Raw genomic sequence first — 16,922 nt, forward strand, 5'->3', positions numbered from 1 at the left:
TTTAATAATTACTCGCCAGTTTGCGAGCGCAATGCAGCACTCTTAAAATAATCAGGCTTTCCTTTTCTAACACATAAATCAGAATAAATGGAAAGTGCGGTACAATCAGCTTGCGGTAGCGGCTGGAAGCCTCTTTCACTTTTTTGCCAAGTTGAGGATTTTGCTGTAATAGCTGCGCCATCTCTTCAAACTTTGCATCTACCTGATCGGCTAAAGCCAAACCTGCATGTTCAAAAAAATAATGGAAAATCTGTTCTCGATCTTGCTGTGCCTGTGCTTCCCAAAATAGCTTCACGACTATTCCTCAGTTAGTTGACGACGTAATTGTTGCATTTTTTGCTGACTCTGATCGGCATCAAATAAATGTGTTTGTTGGCTTTCATAACGCTGAATAGCTTCATTTATTTGGGTTTCAAGCCAATAAGCATGCGTATTGGTCTGGTATTCCAGCTCTTCTGCTGCCAGCTGTTCTGCCCTTTCACGCATTAACTTAGTCAAATCTGTCTGCTGTCTTTTAGCCGCTTGCATTGCCAATTGCTTTGTTTGCGCATCAATTCGAAAATGGATCGTTTCCATTCTTTCCCCCTAATTTATGGTGTCATTTGTGTTGTCGATTATATCTGAATATACAGTGAGAAACAAAAGCAAATTTACCTCGCAATTTCCGTCACAATTCTTTATAATCCGTTCAGTTTTTGTTTTGTCATGACAAAATAAATTTTCTTCTATTTGTTCTTTAAAATCCGGTGGAATTATGAATCCAATGTTAAATATCGCTATTCGTGCTGCACGAAAAGCAGGCAATGTGATTGCCAAAGGTTATGAGCGTCCCGACAGCCTTGAAACAACAACCAAACGTGCTAATGACTACGTCACCAATATTGATAAAGAAGCTGAGCAAGCGATTATCGAGGTGATCAAAAAATCTTATCCTGAACACACCATCATTACCGAAGAGACTGGGGTGATTGAAGGCGAGAACAAAAATGTACAATGGATTATCGATCCGCTGGATGGCACCACCAACTTTATCAAATCCTTTCCGCACTTTTCTGTTTCGATTGCTATCCGTGAAAATGGCCGTACCGAAGTCGGCGTCGTTTATGATCCGATTCGTAACGAACTGTTTACTGCAGTACGTGGCGAAGGAGCAAAATTAAATGAAACCCGTCTGCGGGTGGAAAACAAGCGTGAGCTTGACGGCACCGTTCTGGCAACCGGTTTCCCGTTTAAAGCTAAACACCATATGCCAACTCAGCTCAATATTATGCAATCTTTGCTGGAAAACGTCGCAGATTTCCGTCGTTCTGGTTCTGCCGCATTGGATTTAGCCTATGTTGCTGCCAACCGTGTCGATGGCTATTTTGAAATTGGGTTGAAACCTTGGGACTGCGCCGCCGGTGATTTGATCGTGCGTGAAGCCGGTGGGATCGTCAGTGACTTTATCGGTGGGCATAACTATTTGAAATCGGGTAATATGGTTGCCGCTGCGCCACGCATTGCCAAAGCGATTTTGACCAAACTGCAACCGCACTTAAGCGATGAACTGAAAAAATAATACTGTCATAGGCATTTCAAAGGCGATTCCTTCAATCGCCTTTTTTATTAAGGAAAATTCAATCCCAATACCGCACTTTTAGATCATTTGAGCAAAATTTGATGAAAAGTGCGGTCGTGGCTTTACGCATTACCGCTACTCATATTTTCCAACGCTTCCCAACGCAGCAAACTCTGTTCCAATTGTTGTTCTTTATCGGCAAGTCGTTGTAAAGTGTCTGCGGTATATTGATGATCTTTTTGGAAAAAATCACCGCTGCTGACTTCAGTTTGTAAGCTTTCGATTTCCGCTTCCAATTGTTCTAGTAGTTGTGGCAGCTGCTCTAATTCCCGCTGTTCTTTAAAACTAAGTTTGGTTTTACGCTCCGGCAGTTTGGCTTTTGCTTTTTTGTCTTCGGTTGGCTGAAGCGTGCTTTGTGTTTTTGCCTGTGCCGCAGTGGCATTTTGTTGCACGCTTTCAAAATAGTTTTGTTGCTGTTGTTTAGCATCGCTGTAGCCGCCGACATAGTGGTTTAAAACGCCGTTACCCTCAAAAAAGTAACATTCGGTGGCGGTATTGTCGATAAACTGACGATCATGGCTAACAATAATCAAGGTGCCTTGATAGTCGCTTAAAATATCTTCCAATAACTCTAAGGTTTCCACATCTAAGTCATTGGTCGGTTCGTCAAGAATTAAGAGGTTATTCGGTTTCAGCAACAATTTTGCCAACAACAGGCGGTTGCGCTCGCCACCAGACAACGCCTTCACCGGGCTCATCGCCCGTTTTGGCGGAAATAGGAAGTCTTGCAAATAACCTAAAACATGGCGTTTATGCCCGTTGATTTCCACATCTTGTTTGCCATCTGCTACGTTGTCCATCACGCTTTTTTCCGGATCGAGATCGGCACGATACTGATCAAAGTAGGCAATCTCCAGTTTGGTACCCGACCGCACTTTGCCGCTAGTCGGGGTCAATTGCTGCAACAGCAGTTTGATAAACGTGGTTTTGCCGCAGCCGTTCGGCCCGACTAAGGCAATTTTATCGCCACGCATAATGTTGTCGCTGAAATTTTTCAACAGCACTTTATCTTCAATTTGATAGCCTAATGCTTCCATTTCAAATACAATTTTGCCAGAGCGAATTGCGCTATCCACTTGAATTTTGGCTGTTCCCAACACTTCACGCCGCTGGCGACGCTCTTCGCGCAGTGCTTTTAACGCTCGCACGCGCCCTTCGTTACGTGTGCGTCGGGCTTTGATCCCTTGCCGAATCCAGACTTCCTCTTGTGCCAACTTTTTATCGAACAGATCATTTTGTAATTCTTCGACCCGCAGATTCTCTTCTTTGGTGGTTAAATACAGATCGTAATTGCCTGGATAAGAAACCAGTTTACCGCGATCCAAATCCACAATTCGAGTTGCCATTTTGCGGATAAAAGAGCGGTCATGAGAAATAAAAATAATGCTGCCGGAAAACTCCAGTAAAAACGCTTCCAGCCAATCAATTGCCTCAATGTCCAAATGGTTAGTCGGTTCATCCAATAGTAAAATCGTCGGATTGCTGACCAATGCGCGCGCCAATGCCGCTTTGCGCTGCCAGCCACCGGACAGCTCCGACAGCAAGGTGTCCGGATTCAAATCCAAACAGCGCAATACATCTTGAATTCGGCTTTCTACTTGCCAACCGTTGCCGTGATCCAACTGATGCTGCACTTCCGCCAATTGCTGCATCAGCTCGTCGGAATAATTGATGGTCAATTCATGCGACAGATGGTGATAGTGTTTCAATAAATCCGCCAAATCAGCAATACCTTCCGCCACATAATCAAACACGTTATCTTCAACATGGCGTGGCGGATCTTGCTCCAAACGTGACACGACTACACCGCTTTCCAACTGCAACGTGCCGTCATCAAGTGCGGTTTCACCGGCAAGAATTTTCATCAATGTCGATTTGCCGGCACCATTGCGCCCAACCAGACAGACCCTTTCGCCGGCTTCAATGTGCAAATCAGCGTGATCCAATAATGGGTGATCACTAAATGAGAGGTAAGCCTGAGTTAAATTTAATAATGCCAAAATGAATCCTTAATCCGTCAACAAACAAACTTTAAACAAAATTATTGGCGATTTTAGCAGTTTTATGGCGGCTTTTATACCGACAATGCTAAAGTTTGACCCAAATCACAGTAAAATCAACCTGTTCCGATTAAGATAGCAACTCAAGCCGCTTTAGAAGGAGTTAAATTATGTGGAAAGCCATTTCGCAGCTTTTGGCCGATCAGTTCGGTTCTTACTACACAATTAAATCCAAAACCCCGGTGGCAGGGGGGGAAATGCACCAATCTTGGATCATTGATGACGGCAATATTCCGGTATTTGTCAAAATCAATGATAAATCCTATCGTTCGATGTTTCGTGCCGAAGCGGATCAACTGGAGCTCTTGGCAAAGAGCGGTATTGTGCGTGTGCCTCGTGTTTACGCATTGGGTTGTGCCGAAAATGTCAGTTTTATTTTAATGGAATCCCTCGATTTGCAACCGATTCCACCTGAGAAAATGGCAGAACTTGCGGCACAGCTCGCTACGCTGCATACCAGTGGCGGCAATCAACGTTACGGTTTTGATTACGACACTTGGCTCGGACCGGTTTATCAACCGAATTCATGGGCGAAAAACTGGTCAACTTTTTTCAGTGAAAACCGAATCGGCTGGCAGCTTCAGTTATGTAAAGAAAAAAATATCCACTTTGGAAATTTTGAGGATATTATCTCATCGGTCAGTTTTCATCTGGCAAAATATCAACCAACACCCGCACTGTTGCACGGGGCGTTCTACCATAACAATATGGGCATTTGTGGCAATGAAATTGTACTTTACGATCCGGCTTGCTATTGGGGCGATGCCGAATGTGATTTGGCGTTAGCCGATCTCTTTGATGATCTGTCGCCTGAATTCTATCAAGCATATAACAGCATCAATCCTATTGATAAAGGCTACCAGCAACGCAAAACCCTGTATCAACTCTATTATTTACTCAATTTCAGCCATCGTTTCCGTGGACAGTATATTCAACAAGCCGATGAAATTATCAGATTAATAGGATAGACAATGACGAGAATCAAAGCAGTTATTTTTGATATGGACGGGGTGCTGATCGATTCAGAACCCTTGTGGCAGCAGGCAGGCATTCACTATTTTAACCAGTTAGGGCTGCCGGTCAGCGCTGAAGATATGCGGCAAATGGTCGGCGTGCCGTCAAAAGAGGTAATCCGCAAGTTATATCAACAATATGGTGCGGCAGATTTGAGTGTCGAACAGGCAACCGAGCAATATTGTCGCTCTGCGATAGATCTGATTTTAGACAAACAGCCGCTGATGGATGGCGTCAAACCATTGTTGGTGCGTTTGCGTCAACATAATCTAAAAATAGCGGTGGCATCGGCATCGCCACGGGAGTTATTGGAAAGCATTACCCAAAAGTGCGGTATCCGCGACTATTTTTCTGCGATTGCTTCTGCAACCGAACTACCTTACAACAAACCACACCCAGCGGTTTATCTGCACGCCGCACAACAGTTGGGGGTAGAACCGCACTTTGCTGTCGGCATTGAAGATTCGGTGGTCGGCATGACTGCTGTCAAAGCAGCGTCAATGTGCTGTATTGCAGTGCCTTCCGCGCACGAAGAAGACGATCCACGCTGGGCGCTGGCGGATTATAAATTAAGCTCGTTAAACCAGATTGACGACAGACTTTTGACGGGCTTAATCCAGCACCGATAAGCCCGGCAACGTCGAGAAACTCTGCGATTTCACTGTATGGAAGAAATCCTGCATGAACGCTGTGTGAATATCATTTTCGCGCACCGCAGCATACAGTTCACTTTGTAAGCCATTCTCCGTAATTTTGCGTGCCACCACATAACCGCGTTCTAAATATGGCAACACCGCCCAATATGGTAATGCGGCAATGCCCCGCTTGCTGGCGACCAACTGAATAATCGCAATAGTCAATTCACTGGTGCGCCGAGCAGGATTAATACCCGCCGGATACAACACTTTACGCAATAAATCCAGCATATCATCCGGTACCGGATAGGTGATCAAGGTTTGCTCGGCAAAATCCTCTGCCTGCCACACCTCTTTATTCGCCAACGGGTGATCTTTGGAACAAATGCCCACCATTTCATAGGCAAACAACGGCTGGTGCACAATGCCTGCGGTCTCTTCTATTTCAGAGACGATCGCCCAATCGGCACGGTGCGTCAGCAATAATCCAAGCGTATCGGTATGAAAACCGGAGACAATATCCAACTCAACCAATGGCCAATTTTGGCGGAACGAATCCATCGCCGGCATCAGCCAGTCAAAACAGGTGTGACATTCCACCGCAATCCGTAGCTGTCCGGCATCGCCTTCTTTCACCCGTATCAGATCCAGCTCCGCTTCGATCACTCGCGGTAAAATGTCATAAGCCAACTTAATTAAGCGCTCTCCTGCCGCCGTGAAATGCAGCGGCTGGGTTTTGCGCTCAAATAGGGTTAAACCATACTGATCTTCCAGCAGCTTAATTTGATGCGAAAGCGCGGATTGAGTCAAATAGATCCGTTTCGCCGCCAAAGAGACGCTACCGGTCTCTTTCAATGCAATCAGGGTTTTTAAATGGCGTAATTCTAAAAATATCGGCTTCATTAAAATTATTCATCATCTTTGTGAAAATTATGAGTTTGCATAATATACTAAAATCCGTCATTCTGCATCCCAGATAGCCATTTAGACGGCTGTTTATAAATAAATTAACATGAATAATCAGGAGATATCAGCATGACTACATTTCATTTAGCCGGCTTTCCGCGCGTAGGCGCCAAACGTGAACTCAAATTTGCTCAAGAGCGCTACTGGCGCAAAGAGTTGGCAGAACAAGATCTGCTCGACATCGCCAAAGCGTTGCGTGAAAAAAACTGGAAACACCAAGCCGCCGCTAATGCGGATTATGTTGCTGTTGCCGATTTCACCCTTTATGATCATATTTTGGATCTGCAAGTCGCCACCGGTGCTATCCCCGCCCGTTTCGGCTTCGACAGCAGCAATCTGAGCTTAGATCAATTCTTTCAACTGGCACGAGGCAATACGCAGCAACACGCCATCGAAATGACTAAATGGTTCGACACTAACTATCACTACCTCGTGCCGGAATTCCACAAAAATACCGAATTCAAAGCTAATCCGGCGCACTATGTACAACAACTGCAAGAAGCGCAAGCGCTTGGTTTGCAAGCCAAACCCACTATCGTCGGTCCGATCACTTTCCTCTGGTTAGGCAAAGAAAAAGGCAAACAAACATTTAACCGATTAGATTTGTTAGATAAATTATTACCGGTTTATGAAGAAATACTGACCGCACTTGTGCAAGCCGGTGCAGAATGGATCCAAATTGACGAGCCAGCCTTAACTGTAGATTTACCGACTGAATGGATTGCGGCTTTCAAACCGACTTATGAAAGACTGGCAAAAGTGCAAGCTAAATTATTGCTTGCGACTTACTTCGGCTCAGTTGCCGAACACACTGACTTGCTGAAAAGCTTGCCGATTGACGGCTTGCACCTTGACTTGGTGCGTGCGCCGCAACAAATCAGCGCTTTTGCCGATTATGACAAAGTGCTGTCGCTCGGGGTGATCGATGGGCGTAATATCTGGCGTGCCAACTTGAACCAGGTTTTGGACGTGGTTGAGCCGTTAAAAGCCAAATTGGGCGAAAACTTATGGATTGCGCCAAGCTGCTCTTTATTGCACACCCCGTTTGATTTGGAAGTGGAAACGCAATTAGACCGTGATCTCTACTCTTGGTTAGCCTTTAGCTTGCAAAAAATCCAAGAATTGAATGTGATTAAACAAGCATTAACCAACGGACGTGACAGCGTGAAAGCCGAGCTTGCCGCCAGTCAGGCTGCCGCTGATGCGCGTGCCGCTTCTGCGGTGATCCACCGTCCGGAAGTGGCAGCACGCTTGGCAGCCCTGCCTGCCAATGCCGACCAACGTCAATCGCCGTTTGCCGAGCGAATCAAATTGCAACAAGCGTGGTTGAAACTGCCATTATTGCCAACCACCAATATCGGTTCTTTCCCGCAAACCAGTGAAATTCGCCATGCCCGCGCCAACTTCAAAAAAGGCACGATTTCAGCGGCCGAATATGAAGCAGCAATGAAAAAAGAGATCGCCTTTGTGGTCGCACAACAAGAAAAATTGGATCTGGATGTGTTGGTGCACGGCGAAGCCGAGCGTAACGACATGGTGGAGTATTTTGGCGAACTGTTAGACGGTTTTGCCTTCACCAAATTCGGTTGGGTGCAGAGCTACGGCAGTCGTTGCGTGAAACCACCTGTAATTTTCGGCGACGTGGTGCGCCCGAATCCGATGACGGTTTCATGGTCCACTTATGCACAAAGTTTGACGCAAAAACCGATGAAAGGGATGTTGACCGGGCCGGTCACGATTCTACAATGGTCTTTCGTGCGTAACGACATCGAACGTTCGACCGTATGTAAACAAATCGCACTGGCATTAAATGATGAGGTGTTAGATTTGGAGAAAGCTGGCATCAAAATTATCCAAATCGACGAGCCGGCAATTCGTGAAGGTTTACCATTGAAACGTGCCGATTGGAATGCATATTTAGATTGGGCGTGCGAAGCATTCCGCTTGTCCTCGTTCGGTGCGCAAGATTCGACGCAAATCCACACTCACATGTGTTATTCCGAGTTCAACGATATTCTGCCGGCAATCGCAGGCATGGATGCGGATGTGATCACCATCGAAACCTCGCGTTCCGATATGGAACTGCTGACCGCATTCGGCGATTTCAAATATCCGAACGAAATAGGCCCAGGCGTGTACGATATCCACAGCCCACGAGTACCGACAGCCGGCGAGATCGAGCATTTACTGCGTAAAGCGCTAGACGTTATCCCGGCAGAACGCCTGTGGGTCAACCCGGATTGCGGTCTGAAAACCCGTGCCTGGCCGGAAACCAACGCGGCATTGGAAGTGATGGTCAACGTCACCAAAAAATTACGTGCCGAATTGAATTAATTCCAGCACTGACCGCACTTTGCATTAATATTTGTATCAATATAAACAAAGTGCGGTTCATTCTACCAAAACCACCCTTAATTTAAACTATGGGTGGTTTTTTAATAGATTGGATTTTAGATCGCAAAATCCGTATGATTTTCTGGGATAACATGGGTATGTTTGGATGATCAAAAACCCGTATCCCTGCCAAATGAGAGGTGGCGCAGATGAGCAAGAATCCAATTGAAATTTACCAGACCCAAGATGGACAAACCCAAGTCGAAGTGCGGTTTGAGCAGGAAACCGTATGGCTTTCGCAGGCGCAGATGGCAAAGCTATTTGATACAAGTACAGATAATGTCAGCCTTCACTTGAAAAATATTTATCTGGAACAAGAGCTAGATGAAATATCAACTATCTAGGATTTCTCGGTAGTTCAACAAGAAGGTAATCGCAACATTAAACGGAGATTAAAACATTATAATTTAGATGCCGTTATTTCTGTGGGTTATCGTGTGAAATCAAAAAATGCAACCCGATTCCGTATTTGGGCAACTCAACGCCTGAAAGAATATCTGCTGCGAGGTTACAGCATCAACCAAGAGCGGTTGCAGCAAAATGCCGCAGAACTGGAACAAGCACTGGCATTGATTCAAAAAACCGCCGATTCGTCGGCACTGACTCTCGACAGTGGGCGGGGTTTGGTCAATATCGTCAGCCGTTATACTCAGGCTTTTCTGTGGTTACAGCAATATGATGAGGGCTTGCTGCAAGATCCGCAAGGAAAACCCGGCGGCGTTTTGCCATCCGTTAACGATGCTAAGTCTGCATTAGCCAATTTGAAAGCCGATTTAATCGCAAAAGGTGAAGCAACGGATTTGTTTGCACGTGAACGATAGGACGGCTTAGCTGCCATTCTCGGTAATCTGGAGCAAACTGTTTTTGGCGAACCGGCTTATCCCAGCATTGAAAGCAAAGCGGCACATTTATTATACTTTGTTATCAAAAATCACCCGTTTTTTGATGGAAATAAACGCAGTGGGGCGTTTTTATTTGTAGATTTTTTACATAAAAATGGCAAACTATTAAAATTAGACGGACAGCCGTTGATCAACGACACCGGGCTGGCGGCATTGGCGCTGTTGGTGGCAGAATCTGCGCCACAGCAAAAAGAGACCTTAATCCGTCTGATCATGCACATGTTGCAGCAAAATGACTAAGGTCCACAGACCCTAAGACAAAAAAAGTTATTTTATACTCTCAAATACAGGAACTAAAACTATGTCACATCTCTCCGTTGCTAAATTCGGTGGCACTAGCGTTGCCAACTTCCCTGCGATGAATGCCTGCGCCAAAATCGTGATTGCCGATCCCAATACCCGTGTGGTGGTGTTGTCCGCCTCCGCCGGCGTGACCAACATTCTGGTTGCGTTGGCAAACGGTTGCGAAACCGAGCAGCGTACCAAATATCTGGACGAATTGCGCACGATTCAATACAACATTTTAGATGAATTGAAAAATAACAAAGTGATCAGCGAAGAGATCGATCGTTTACTTGCCAATATCGCTTCGTTGTCCGAAGCGGCGAGTTTGGCGACTTCACCTGCACTGACCGACGAATTGATCAGCCACGGCGAAATGATGTCCACCTTGATTTTCGTCGAAGTGTTGCGCGAACTGCAAACCAACGCCACTTGGGTTGATGTACGCCAATTAGTTGCCACCAACAGCAACTACGGCAAAGCCGCACCGGACGATGCCAAAACCCAAAAGAATTGCGATAACATTTTAAAACCGCTGCTCAATCGTGGCGAACTGGTGATCACCCAAGGCTTTATCGGGCGTGATGAAAAAGGCAAAACCACCACGCTCGGACGGGGTGGCAGCGATTATTCGGCGGCATTATTGGCGGAAGTGTTGGACGCCAAAGATGTATTGATCTGGACGGATGTACCGGGCATTTACACCACCGATCCGCGAGTGGTGCCGGCAGCGCAAAAAATTGACACCATGAGCTTCGCCGAAGCGGCAGAAATGGCAACCTTCGGTGCCAAAGTGCTACACCCTGCCACTTTGTTGCCTGCGGTGCGCAGTAATATTCCGGTATATGTCGGCTCCAGCAAAGATCCGGCGGCAGGCGGTACTTGGGTCACCCGCGATCCACAACCACGCCCGATTTTCCGTGCGATTGCGCTGCGCCGCGATCAAACCCTATTAACATTATCTAGCTTAAGTATGCTGCACGCTCAAGGTTTTTTAGCCAACGTGTTTAATATTTTAGCCAAGCATAAAATTTCAGTGGACACCATCACCACTTCCGAAGTCAGCATTGCTTTGACCTTGGATAAAACCGGCTCCGCTTCTTCCGGCGCCAATATGTTATCCAACGAACTGTTAACCGAACTCAGCGAAGTCTGCAACGTGAAAGTCGATACCGGCTTGTCTTTGGTTGCGCTGATCGGCAACGATCTGCATATCACTGCCGGTGTAGCGAAACGTTTGTTTGGTACGATTGAACACTATAATGTGCGCATGGTTAGCTACGGCGCCAGCACCAATAATATCTGTCTGCTAGTCCAAAGCCAGCACGCTGACGAAGTGGTGCGGTTGTTGCATGCCGAACTATTTGAGAAATAATTGTCTTTAAACAAAGTGCGGTTTCAGCCCTTAATTTGTACGCAAGTTAAGGGCTTTCTTATAGGGTCTGTTGATCTTTGTTTATAATATGCGTACCGATTGTTTGGCGTTCATAATCGCATCCTAAATAGTGGTTTACCACAGTAAATGATTATGCTCTTTGCCGATTCAAGAGAAAAAATCTTAAAAAATCACATTTCGCACATTCGTTTCTTTATCTTAGCGATTAAGCTGTTATGATATGTGCCGTTATTTTTCTTTTCGATGGTAATCCTTTATGTCTGAATTCAGCCAACCGTTACAAACCCAACTCATTGAAATCGTACGTAATGATGTCGTTCCAGCGCTCGGTTGTACCGAGCCGATCTCGCTGGCATTAGCCTCTGCGGTTGCTGCCAAATATCTTGCCGCCAAACCGCAGCGAATTGAAGCCAAAGTGTCGCCGAATTTAATGAAAAACGGTTTGGGTGTTGCCGTGCCGGGCACCGGTATGGTCGGTTTGCCGATTGCAGCAGCGATTGGCGCTTTGGGCGGTGATCCGGATGGCAAGCTGGAAGTGCTAAAAAATATCACTACCGAGCAAATCGAACAAGCCAAACAGATGTTGGCGAATCAAAAAGTGGTAGTCGGCATTAAAGAAACTGAACAGATTCTGTATTCCGAAGCGACATTGTTTCACAACGATAATTGGGTCAAAGTCTGCATTCAAGATAACCATACCAATATTATTTCGATTGAAAAAAATGGCAAGATGATCTACCAAAGTGTGGGGCGGCAAGCTTGTACATCGGAAAACGAATATACAATATTTGAACAACTGAACGCACAAGATCTGTTTGATTTTTCCGTGACCGTTGATCTGGAAAGAATCGCTTTTATCTTAGAAGCGGCACGCTTGAATACCGCACTTTCAAAAGAAGGATTGAATAAAAACTACGGACTGCATATCGGGCGCACCTTGCAAAAACACGTCGGCAGCGGTTTGATGTCGGACGATTTATTAAGCCGAGTGATTATCCAAACCACCGCGGCCTCCGATGCACGCATGGGTGGTGCCACCTTGCCGGCGATGAGCAATTCTGGCTCCGGCAATCAAGGCATTGCGGCGACAATGCCGGTGGTCGTGGTTGCCGACTACTTGAATGCCGATGAAGAAAAATTGACTCGAGCCCTGTTTTTATCGCATTTGATGGCGATTTATATTCACAGCAAGCTGCCGAAGCTTTCCGCACTTTGTGCCGTCACCACTGCCTCGATGGGCAGTTGTGCCGGTATTGCTTGGTTACTAACCGGAAAATTTGAAACCGTGAGCATGAGCATTTGCAGCATGATCGGCGATATTAGCGGCATCATTTGTGACGGCGCAGCAAACAGTTGTGCGATGAAAGTTTCGACCAGTGTTTCCAGTGGCTATAAATCAGTGCTGATGGCGATGGATAACAGCCATGTCACAGGCGACGAAGGCATTGTCGACTATGATATCGATGCCACCATCAACAACTTGTGTGCCATCGCCTCACGCAGTATGCTCTATACCGATAAACAGGTGATCGAAATTATGGTCAGCAAGCCGAAACGCTAACCAGCGCCTATACTCTTTCCTGTTGTTTTGACAGTTGCATAATTTTATAGAACATCTGTTTAAACAACAGCGGAATCGAATTGGCTCCGCGTTTTTCCATTTCATCCGACAAGGCAAGCGCCAAGTCGGGCTTGGAAGATCGCTGAATTGCCCGTTGAATAATTTTGCTGACCACTTGATTGCGCTGCGGAATATGGTTGGCAAGGCGGTAAAATACGTTTTCAAAGCCTTCGCTGTAGAAAAAATGTTCAATATCTCTTTTCGGTAGCGTCAGCAAGCGACTATGCACAGATTCATTTGCTTCAAGCAAATTTTTCACCGTGTCGGAATATTTCCAACCGGCACTGTCACCGTCGGTCAACACGAACCACTCTATGCCCATTTTTTTGCAATATTTAATCAATGGGCGTAATCCACTTTGGGCAAATTCAATGATCCGAATCCCTTCCATTTCAAGGTTAATATTCAGCAGGTGTGCCAGCTCGGTCAAAATCCACACTTCAGTTTCGCCTTCAACCATCAGCCAAATTCGTGAAAACAGTGCCAAACTGCGGTTATAATGCACATGGAAACTGAGGCGGCGCATATCTTCCTTGCCTAGATCACGGCGTGACAGTTGAAACGCTTTGGTTTGGTTTTCATAACGAACCAAGCGACAAATATGTTCCAAACGGACATACGCCAACAGCTCCACTGAGTTGCTGGTGGTAATCCGTTGAATCGGCAAATGGCTGGCAAGCTCCCAACCGATCGCCACCATTCGAGGATGTAGCCGAGTTTCTAAATCTTCAAACAGGATAATCGGGCGAGTTTGTTTGCTGAAACGAATTCCTTTGCCACGCTCGAACATTGAGGATAGATAAAACAAGACCCGTTTTTTTAAATTGCCGCTTTTATCCTGCATTAGTCGCTGCGACAACGATTTGACCTGCGTCCACATCTTACTGGTTTCACGCATTTGTTGTTGCCATAGCAGACGATCTTGATTATCCAAAAAATAGTATTGCAACAACAATGCTACCGAGCGGATCTCCTCTTGCAGCACATCGCCTTCACATTCACCTTTAATACAAAACGGACGAACGGTGTGATAGTGTCGTTGTAAACGGGCATCACGAAAACGAAATACCGGATGGCGTGAAATAATCAATAAAACCAGTGTTTTAGCATTTTTGAGTTGGATTTTATCGCCGCTATCATTCAAAAAGGAGTATTCAGTTGTGGTTTTTCCGGCTCTCAACTCGCCGCTGATCCGCAGATAAATCCGGGCATAACCGTCTTCATGCTCGGAAAACAGCTGTCGATACTGCCGACACTGCGGCTGCTCTTTTTCACCATGCTGGCTCTCGCTGAAAGTAAACAGCACCATACAGTTGTGGTTGCGTTGTGGCACTGCGCCGTTAACGGATAACTCTTGGTACTCTTCTGCTGCCAGATGAAAATCACTCGCTTTAAATTGATATAACCGCTTTTCCGGGTTGAGCACTAGGCTCAAGATATCCAACAAGCTGGATTTTCCCCAAGCATTTTCGCCGATCAACACCATATTGGAGCGCAATTGCAAAGATAAGCGGTTCAAACCTCGAAAACCGATTACATCAACTTGTTTTAAATACATCTTGACCTCGTTTGCGAATTTCAGTCGGTTACTAAAAACAGCTTACTAAAAAAAGTGCGATCTGAATAGGGTCTGTTGATCTTTGTTTATAATTTGAGCTACCGTTTAAAATATAAACAAAGATCAACAGACCCTATGCGTAACGCTATCTTTTTCGCTATAATCTTCGCTCGCAGCAGAAAGAGGTGGTTATGATTGAAGGCTTATTGATCGTATTAGGACCGATGTTTTTCGGTTATTTAATTAAAACAACAAACAGAAAATGGTTGAATAGAATTAACAAAGCCGTGATGGCACTGCTGTATTTGATTTTATTGATTATGGGACTCTCTTTAGGACAAATGGACGATCTTGCGGTGCAACTGCCGATTATTGCGTTGTCTGCTTTCACGTTTATCAGCCTGATACTGGGGTTAAATCTGCTGGCACTGCTGATTTACGACAAAATCTCGCCACGTCCGCTACAACACCATAGCGAACAGATGCCGTCTCGCTTACGCTTAATGCTGGATTCTCTACTGATGTCCTCGATGGTGTTTTTGGGTTTTATTTTAGGACTGTTCAGTAAAGGACATTTGAATATACCGCTGAACAGCAGCACTTATGTCTTGCTTGCACTGATCTTTTTGATCGGGATTCAATTACGTAACAACGGTATTGCACTGCGTGAGGTGCTGTTTAATAAACGGGGAATTTACACGGCGATGCTGGTCACTATCAGCGCCTTGCTCGGTGGAATCTTGGCTGCAATGATATTGGATTTACCGATTTCACAAGGCTTGGCGATCGCCTCCGGCATCGGTTGGTACTCTTTATCCAGTGTGATGATCAATGATGCTTGGGGTCCGGTTTTCGGCAGTATCGCCTTTTTTAATGATCTGTCACGAGAAATCCTCAGCCTGTTTTTAGTGCCGTTTTTTATGCAGCAACACCGCTCGACTGCGGTTGGTATCACTGGTGCGACCGCACTTGACTGCACCTTACCGGTGATCCAGCGTTCTGGCGGCATGCAAGTCGTACCACTTGCCATCAGCTACGGTTTTATTATCAATATTCTAGTACCGATTTTACTCGTCTTCTTTATCAATTTATAGCTACAACAAAAGACCGCCACTTTCCTCGACGGTCTTATCAACATCACCTTATCTAAATCCAAGGCTTATCCACCTTTGCGTAGCGTTTCCAACTCATCCAGCAATTGCAAAATCAGTGCGGTAGCAGGAACACTGGCCTCAAAATCACGGCTGATTCGGTGCGCACGGCGAATTCGCGACAGTTGAAAACCGCTATAACTCGCCTGTTGCGGCTTGCCGTGAACCGAGATGATCTCCTCTTCAATCACACTGACCACCCAATCAATATTATTGTCGCAAGCGCACACGATCTCTTCAAAAGTCAGTTGAATATCTTGTTGTTCGGTCATCATCGTCCTCCTCAAGCTTGGTAATAATCGGCTAACCGCTGCCAAGCGGCTTTATCCGCATCACTGTTGGCAGGCGGCAACACAATATTCAGCAACAAATACAAATCACCGGCGTCCTTATTCGGAATACCTTTACCTTTCAGGCGCAAACTTTGTGCGTTACGGCTGTTGGCAGGAATATTCAGGTTAAATTTGCCCGCAATGGTTTCCAACTCTATTTTGCCGCCGAGCGCTGCGGTCCACGGCATAATATCAATGCGTTGATATACGTCTTTACGTTGATCCACATACAAGCGATCCGATTGATGAAAGCGAATTTTCAGATATAAATCACCGTTTTCACCGCCATTAAAACCCGGTAGTCCTTGCCCGCGCAAACGGATTTGCTGTCCTTCAATGACCCCTTTCGGAATCTTGACTTGTAGCGTTTTGCGCTCATAGCTCATCTGCCCGTCAGCAGTTAAAGTTGGCATATCCAAACTTAAACTACGATCACTGCCGTGATAAGCCGCATTAATATCAATGCTCAATTCGGCATGTTGATCCTCGCCTTTGCTGGGTCCGCTCGGGCGAGAAGCCTGTCCACGCCACCCGGCGCTACCAAAGGCTGAAAAGATGTCGTCAAAACGGAAATCGCCACTACCGAAAGGTTGCCCGTCGCCGAAATGGCTGCCTGAAAAATCGTGCGATTCATACCCGTAGCGACGTGGATCAAAATCTGCACCTTGATTAGTACGCCCGGCAAATGGATTTTCCAGCATCGCATCATATTCGGCACGCTTTTCTGTATCTTTCAGGGTTTCATAAGCCACATTGATTTCGCTGGTTTTCTCGTCAGCGTCTGCTTCTGCACTAATATCCGGATGGTATTTTCGCACTAATTTGCGGTAGGCTTTCTTGATGTCGTTAGCGCTGGCATCTTTCGCTACCCCCAACACCTCATAATAATTTTTACTTGCCATTTCACTCTCCTTCAACAGTAGGGTCTGTTGATCTTTGTTTATATTTTGAGTTGTTGTTTAAAATGAGCACAATCTAGGCGTAAGCCGAAAT

14 protein-coding genes and 1 pseudogene are annotated in these 16,922 nt (G+C 45.8%); 8 read left to right on the forward strand and 7 right to left on the reverse strand.

The features are described 5' to 3' along the window. Window position 1 precedes the first annotated feature (1 nt). Entirely contained in the window at window positions 2–295 is a 294-nt protein-coding gene (locus FHQ23_RS09325) for a type II toxin-antitoxin system RelE/ParE family toxin (protein ID WP_267963676.1), read from the reverse strand. Between the two features lie 2 nt (window positions 296–297). Next, window positions 298–576 carry a damage-inducible protein J gene (locus tag FHQ23_RS09330; RefSeq protein ID WP_139614083.1) on the reverse strand — a complete coding sequence of 93 codons (279 nt, stop codon included), beginning with the start codon at window positions 574–576 and terminating at the stop codon, window positions 298–300. A gap of 178 nt (window positions 577–754) precedes the next feature. On the opposite strand from FHQ23_RS09330, the gene suhB reads away from it, so the two are divergent. Further along, entirely contained in the window at window positions 755–1,558 is an 804-nt protein-coding gene (gene suhB / locus FHQ23_RS09335) for an inositol-1-monophosphatase (protein ID WP_139614084.1), read from the forward strand. A 122-nt stretch (window positions 1,559–1,680) separates the two neighbouring features. Here the strand turns inward: suhB and FHQ23_RS09340 are convergent, their stop codons facing one another. Beyond that, entirely contained in the window at window positions 1,681–3,618 is a 1,938-nt protein-coding gene (locus FHQ23_RS09340; protein ID WP_139614085.1) for an ABC transporter ATP-binding protein, read from the reverse strand. 170 nt (window positions 3,619–3,788) lie between these two features. On the opposite strand from FHQ23_RS09340, the gene FHQ23_RS09345 reads away from it, so the two are divergent. Both FHQ23_RS09345 and hxpB read left to right on the forward strand, forming a co-directional pair. Then, window positions 3,789–4,646 carry a fructosamine kinase family protein gene (locus tag FHQ23_RS09345; protein ID WP_139614086.1) on the forward strand — a complete coding sequence of 286 codons (858 nt, stop codon included), beginning with the start codon at window positions 3,789–3,791 and terminating at the stop codon, window positions 4,644–4,646. A gap of 3 nt (window positions 4,647–4,649) precedes the next feature. After that, window positions 4,650–5,321 carry a hexitol phosphatase HxpB gene (gene hxpB / locus FHQ23_RS09350; protein ID WP_139614087.1) on the forward strand — a complete coding sequence of 224 codons (672 nt, stop codon included), beginning with the start codon at window positions 4,650–4,652 and terminating at the stop codon, window positions 5,319–5,321. On the opposite strand, the gene FHQ23_RS09355 is transcribed toward hxpB, so the two are convergent. After that, window positions 5,304–6,230 carry a LysR family transcriptional regulator gene (locus FHQ23_RS09355; RefSeq protein ID WP_139614088.1) on the reverse strand — a complete coding sequence of 309 codons (927 nt, stop codon included), beginning with the start codon at window positions 6,228–6,230 and terminating at the stop codon, window positions 5,304–5,306. The genes hxpB and FHQ23_RS09355 overlap by 18 nt on opposite strands. 132 nt (window positions 6,231–6,362) lie before the next feature. On the opposite strand from FHQ23_RS09355, the gene metE reads away from it, so the two are divergent. From metE to FHQ23_RS09385, 4 genes and pseudogenes are all read left to right on the forward strand, one after another. Then, window positions 6,363–8,627: a 5-methyltetrahydropteroyltriglutamate--homocysteine S-methyltransferase gene (metE, locus tag FHQ23_RS09360; protein ID WP_139614089.1), complete on the forward strand. Its 2,265-nt coding sequence runs from the start codon at window positions 6,363–6,365 to the stop codon at window positions 8,625–8,627. Window positions 8,628–8,836: 209 nt separating this feature from the next. Next, a pseudogene (locus FHQ23_RS12600) lies at window positions 8,837–9,829 on the forward strand (virulence RhuM family protein/type II toxin-antitoxin system death-on-curing family toxin). Between the two features lie 61 nt (window positions 9,830–9,890). Then, window positions 9,891–11,246 (forward strand): lysine-sensitive aspartokinase 3, encoded by a 1,356-nt coding sequence (lysC, locus tag FHQ23_RS09380; protein WP_139614092.1) that lies wholly within the window; start codon window positions 9,891–9,893, stop codon window positions 11,244–11,246. A 277-nt stretch (window positions 11,247–11,523) separates the two neighbouring features. Continuing rightward, entirely contained in the window at window positions 11,524–12,828 is a 1,305-nt protein-coding gene (locus tag FHQ23_RS09385) for an L-cysteine desulfidase family protein (RefSeq protein WP_139614093.1), read from the forward strand. A 7-nt stretch (window positions 12,829–12,835) separates the two neighbouring features. Here FHQ23_RS09385 and FHQ23_RS09390 read toward each other — a convergent pair whose 3' ends face one another. Beyond that, complete coding sequence (locus FHQ23_RS09390) at window positions 12,836–14,446, reverse strand: DUF2813 domain-containing protein (protein ID WP_139614094.1); 1,611 nt, start codon at window positions 14,444–14,446, stop codon at window positions 12,836–12,838. A gap of 191 nt (window positions 14,447–14,637) precedes the next feature. On the opposite strand from FHQ23_RS09390, the gene FHQ23_RS09395 reads away from it, so the two are divergent. Further along, complete coding sequence (locus FHQ23_RS09395) at window positions 14,638–15,540, forward strand: LysO family transporter (RefSeq protein WP_139614095.1); 903 nt, start codon at window positions 14,638–14,640, stop codon at window positions 15,538–15,540. A 65-nt stretch (window positions 15,541–15,605) separates the two neighbouring features. Here the strand turns inward: FHQ23_RS09395 and FHQ23_RS09400 are convergent, their stop codons facing one another. Together FHQ23_RS09400 and FHQ23_RS09405 are read right to left on the reverse strand one after the other, a co-directional pair. Beyond that, window positions 15,606–15,872, reverse strand: a complete 267-nt coding sequence (locus tag FHQ23_RS09400; protein WP_232517288.1) for a chaperone modulator CbpM — start codon at window positions 15,870–15,872, stop codon at window positions 15,606–15,608. An 8-nt stretch (window positions 15,873–15,880) separates the two neighbouring features. Beyond that, on the reverse strand, window positions 15,881–16,831 hold the full coding sequence (locus tag FHQ23_RS09405) for a DnaJ C-terminal domain-containing protein (RefSeq protein WP_139614096.1): 951 nt from the start codon (window positions 16,829–16,831) through the stop codon (window positions 15,881–15,883). Between the last annotated feature and the right edge of the window lie 91 nt (window positions 16,832–16,922).

The sequence above is a fragment of the Testudinibacter crocodili genome (assembly GCF_006228025.1).
Lineage (GTDB): Bacteria > Pseudomonadota > Gammaproteobacteria > Enterobacterales > Pasteurellaceae > Chelonobacter.

What these genes read in the sequence shown, in the direction of transcription:
- FHQ23_RS09330 (WP_139614083.1), bottom strand. Translation starts at nt 576, where the DNA reads ATGGAAACGATCCATTTTCGAATTGATGCGCAAACAAAGCAATTGGCA.
- suhB (WP_139614084.1), top strand. Translation starts at nt 755, where the DNA reads ATGAATCCAATGTTAAATATCGCTATTCGTGCTGCACGAAAAGCAGGC.
- FHQ23_RS09345 (WP_139614086.1), top strand. Translation starts at nt 3,789, where the DNA reads ATGTGGAAAGCCATTTCGCAGCTTTTGGCCGATCAGTTCGGTTCTTAC.
- hxpB (WP_139614087.1), top strand. Translation starts at nt 4,650, where the DNA reads ATGACGAGAATCAAAGCAGTTATTTTTGATATGGACGGGGTGCTGATC.
- FHQ23_RS09355 (WP_139614088.1), bottom strand. Translation starts at nt 6,230, where the DNA reads ATGAAGCCGATATTTTTAGAATTACGCCATTTAAAAACCCTGATTGCA.
- metE (WP_139614089.1), top strand. Translation starts at nt 6,363, where the DNA reads ATGACTACATTTCATTTAGCCGGCTTTCCGCGCGTAGGCGCCAAACGT.
- lysC (WP_139614092.1), top strand. Translation starts at nt 9,891, where the DNA reads ATGTCACATCTCTCCGTTGCTAAATTCGGTGGCACTAGCGTTGCCAAC.
- FHQ23_RS09385 (WP_139614093.1), top strand. Translation starts at nt 11,524, where the DNA reads ATGTCTGAATTCAGCCAACCGTTACAAACCCAACTCATTGAAATCGTA.
- FHQ23_RS09390 (WP_139614094.1), bottom strand. Translation starts at nt 14,446, where the DNA reads ATGTATTTAAAACAAGTTGATGTAATCGGTTTTCGAGGTTTGAACCGC.
- FHQ23_RS09395 (WP_139614095.1), top strand. Translation starts at nt 14,638, where the DNA reads ATGATTGAAGGCTTATTGATCGTATTAGGACCGATGTTTTTCGGTTAT.
- FHQ23_RS09400 (WP_232517288.1), bottom strand. Translation starts at nt 15,872, where the DNA reads ATGATGACCGAACAACAAGATATTCAACTGACTTTTGAAGAGATCGTG.
- FHQ23_RS09405 (WP_139614096.1), bottom strand. Translation starts at nt 16,831, where the DNA reads ATGGCAAGTAAAAATTATTATGAGGTGTTGGGGGTAGCGAAAGATGCC.